Source organism: Bacillus sp. GMs2/2 (assembly GCF_050172095.1).
GTDB lineage: Bacteria > Bacillota > Bacilli > Bacillales > Bacillaceae_G > Bacillus_A > Bacillus_A cereus.
The window spans coordinates 1-3,511 of sequence record NZ_JBNLYE010000389.1 but is presented as its reverse complement, the minus strand read 5'-3'; the positions used below and the strand labels follow the sequence as shown (position 1 = coordinate 3,511).

Sequence of the window (3,511 nt, the reverse complement as noted above, 5' to 3'; positions counted from 1 at the left end):
CAAAAATAGAGAACGTATTGGGAGAAGACATTATGTACACAAAACTATTAAAATCAATTACATCATTATCACTTATTGGTGGTGCGTTGTTATATACAAATGGCAGTGATGTGAAAGCTGCTGAAGTGGGTGTTTTTTCTGATGTGCCGACATCACATTGGTCATATCCTGCGATTAAAGATTTAGCAAGTAAGAATATTATTTCTGGTTATGGAAATGGGATATTTGGTTTTGGAGATGTTGCGACAAGGGAGCAAGTTGCGGCTTTAATTTATCGAGTGTTAGTACCGAATAAACAAGGCGGTTCGTTTAGTAATGATGGAACTCGTTACGTATTAAAGGATGGATCTACGTTTAAAAATCCTTACGGTGATATTAATCAAAATTCTACAATGTTCCCAGAAGAGGTATTAACTTTAACGAATTTAGGAGTTTTTAAAGGTGATGAAAATGGCCAATTTAGACCGAAAGCTTCTGTGAATCGTGCGGAAATGGCACAAATTCTTACGAATGCTTTCCATCTTGCGGCAAAACAAAAACATACCTTTAAGGATGTTCCAAATCCATTTTGGGCAGAAAATGCAATTAGTGCAGTGCAGTCAAATGGAATCGCAGATGGCACAGGGAATGGGAATTTTGAACCGTATGGCACAGTAACACGTGAACAGTATGCGCAGTTTTTATATAAAACTTTGAAGTATAAAAATGCTGATGTGAAAGATACAGGGGATGCGGCATTATTAACAGCGTTTAAAGAGGAAGTACAAAAGCGTATTAATACATACGAGACAAATATTACACTGCCATATAAAACGAAAAATAATAATACAGACGAAGTGATGAATACACTTTTTAACGCATATAAAGAAGTGGCAAGTAAAAATGAGTATACAAATAATAATAGATCGAATGTTTCATATGGACTTTCTGGATCACCTGGAAATTATACGTTTACGCTTAAGATTACATATCGTGAAACGAAAGAACAGACGGAATATGTCATGAAACAAGCGAAAGCAATCGTTTCTTCTATCACTCAAGTTGGAATGGATGATCACGAAAAAGTGAAGGCGATTCATGATTACGTAGTAAAGCATGTTTCTTATGATACGTCTTATAAAGCTTACACAGCATATGAAGCACTTGTAAATCGTTCTGCGGTTTGCCAAGGTTACGCACTATTAACTTATCAATTATTAAAAGAAGCAGGAATTGAAAATCATTTCGTGACAGGAACTGGGGACGGACAACCTCATGCTTGGAATTTAGTGAAAATCGAAAACAAATGGTATCACCTTGATACAACATTCGATGATCCGGTTCCAGATGAGCAGGGCCGCGTAACGTATTCGTATTTCAATTTATCAGATGAACAAATCGCAAAAAATCATGAGTGGAACCGCGGAGACTATCCGCAAGCGACAACAAATTATTATAGTACACTGACAAATAAAATTGCGGCAGGTAGTAAGAAAACGCCTGCATATCAGCAAATATTAAAAGATACAAAGTTAAACTATCTAGGAAATGAATATATTGCAAATAACTATACTGAATTAAAAAATAAAATGCAGCAACGCTATAGTGCAAAACCAGAGAAAATTGAAGTGTTATACAAGCAATCAATGAATGGTGCACTACAAGATGTGAAAAAGGTAATTGGCGAAATCGATTATCCGCAAGGGGCAAACCGAGTTTCTTATAAAGCGGAGCCGTACAATGCGAAAGAAGGGTATTCTTTAGTGACGATTACGTTTACGTATTAAGAATGAGAAAAAGCATCTGTTTCAGATGCTTTTTTTATTATATTGATTCGACAAAATATGACAGGTGAAAGCGAATTGGTCTGTTATGATAATTTTTGGAATTTTACATTTTAGAGGATTAATCATGAATAAAAAGAAGATTTTTGCTGTGTTAATAGGAATTGTAGCCTTATTTGTAATTATTAATGTAGTTGTTACGAAAGAGAAAACGACATCAACCAGTGAAAAAATGTACTCTGAGAAAGAATATAATAAATTAGTAGATGAACATTTTGAAGAAACGCAAAAGTTGAAAAGTGATATGAGTGTGTTAGAAACTGAAAAAAAATCTCTTGAAGAGCAAATGAAGGCGAAGAATAAGCAAGGGTAAAACAAAAACGCTATCTTTTAAAAAGGTAGCGTTTTTGTTTTGGGTTATAAAGTTATTCCTACATTTGACATATACAGTCTGACTGTATAAAATTAAACTATACAGTTTAACTATATAGTTTAGCTATATAGTTATCGTTACATTGGAGGTCTTTATGAATAGAGATAAAAATTTACCATTAACGGAAACAACGTATTACGTTCTTTTAGCTTTATTAGAGCCAGCTCATGGATATTTAATTATGCAAAAGGTGGAGGAACTGAGTAATCATCAAGTGAAAATCGCAGCGGGTACATTGTATGGTGCAGTGGAAAATTTATTAAAACAAGGGTTAATAGAATCGGTAAAAAGTGAAGATAAAAGAAGAAAAGTGTATGTCATTACGGAACGCGGGAAAGAAGTATTGCATTTAGATTTTATGAGAATGCAGCACATTATTGCGGTTACAAAAAGTTTATTACACGTATAGTTAGGAGGAAACGATGATGTGGAGATTAAAATTCTTTTTAGACTTTGAGAAAGAGGAAAAATGGTTAGAAGAGATGGCTTGGAAAGGCTATCAACTAGAAAGCAATACATTTGGTTATACATTTAGATATACAGAACCGGAAGATGCGACGATTAAAATAGACCATAGAGTATTTAGTAGAAAAAGTGATTTTATTAATTACTGCACATTATTTGAAGATAGTGGTTGGGAGCATATAGCTGGTAATCGGTGGTCAGGTACGCAATATTTTAAAAAGGTAGATGAAGAAAGTGAAGATGACATTTTTTCAGATCCAATGTCACGAGCAGGGAAGTATAAGCGTCTATCTAAAACATTTTTAGAATTAGCGATCTGTTATTTGCCGATATTATTTTTATTTATGTATAGTAATACAATGAATTTAGGAGCCTTTGTAAATCCGAAAGAACTATACTTGACGCCAGGATTATGGGATAAGCAAGGTGCATCATTTCTATGGTCGTTCTTATTTGAAACGCCATTTGCATTAATGAGAGGACTTTTTTTGATATTTATCCCCGTTGCGACATGTATGTTTTTCGTTTGCTCGTATAAAGCAAATCGATTGTATGAAGAGAGAAGATGATAGGAGAAATCCCCTTAAAGTAGCTGCTTTGAGGGTTTTTTTTGAATTTGTAAATGACTCTTCTTAAAATAGATATGAGATTAGAGAAGGACAATGATGTATTGGAGGTCACTATATCAAAAAAGAAAATTGTACGTCTAGACGCATTTTAAATACAAAATAACCGATTCCTTATACGTTAAGAAACCGGTTATTTATTTTCCTACTTTTTTAGAGGGCTGTTTCTTATAATGGTCTTAAATCATAAATAAAAGATAGAGTAAAAACTATATACGAAATAA

3 protein-coding genes and 1 pseudogene are annotated in these 3,511 nt (G+C 33.7%); all 4 read left to right on the top strand.

Going from position 1 to position 3,511, the window contains the following annotated elements; all coding sequences use genetic code 11:
• The first annotated feature begins 32 nt into the window (after window positions 1–32).
• Window positions 33–1,766 (top strand): S-layer homology domain-containing protein, encoded by a 1,734-nt coding sequence (locus ACQGS6_RS24800; RefSeq protein WP_000288174.1) that lies wholly within the window; start codon window positions 33–35, stop codon window positions 1,764–1,766.
• Between the two features lie 124 nt (window positions 1,767–1,890).
• A pseudogene (locus ACQGS6_RS24795) lies at window positions 1,891–2,115 on the top strand (hypothetical protein); the annotation flags it as partial.
• Window positions 2,116–2,290: 175 nt separating this feature from the next.
• Window positions 2,291–2,605, top strand: a complete 315-nt coding sequence (locus tag ACQGS6_RS24790) for a PadR family transcriptional regulator (protein ID WP_001078063.1) — start codon at window positions 2,291–2,293, stop codon at window positions 2,603–2,605.
• A 13-nt stretch (window positions 2,606–2,618) separates the two neighbouring features.
• Window positions 2,619–3,230 (top strand): DUF2812 domain-containing protein, encoded by a 612-nt coding sequence (locus tag ACQGS6_RS24785; RefSeq protein ID WP_002060866.1) that lies wholly within the window; start codon window positions 2,619–2,621, stop codon window positions 3,228–3,230.
• The last annotated feature ends 281 nt before the right edge of the window (window positions 3,231–3,511 follow it).

Coding starts and splice junctions, on each gene's coding strand:
- ACQGS6_RS24800 (WP_000288174.1), top strand. CDS start 33: ATGTACACAAAACTATTAAAATCAATTACATCATTATCACTTATTGGT.
- ACQGS6_RS24790 (WP_001078063.1), top strand. CDS start 2,291: ATGAATAGAGATAAAAATTTACCATTAACGGAAACAACGTATTACGTT.
- ACQGS6_RS24785 (WP_002060866.1), top strand. CDS start 2,619: ATGATGTGGAGATTAAAATTCTTTTTAGACTTTGAGAAAGAGGAAAAA.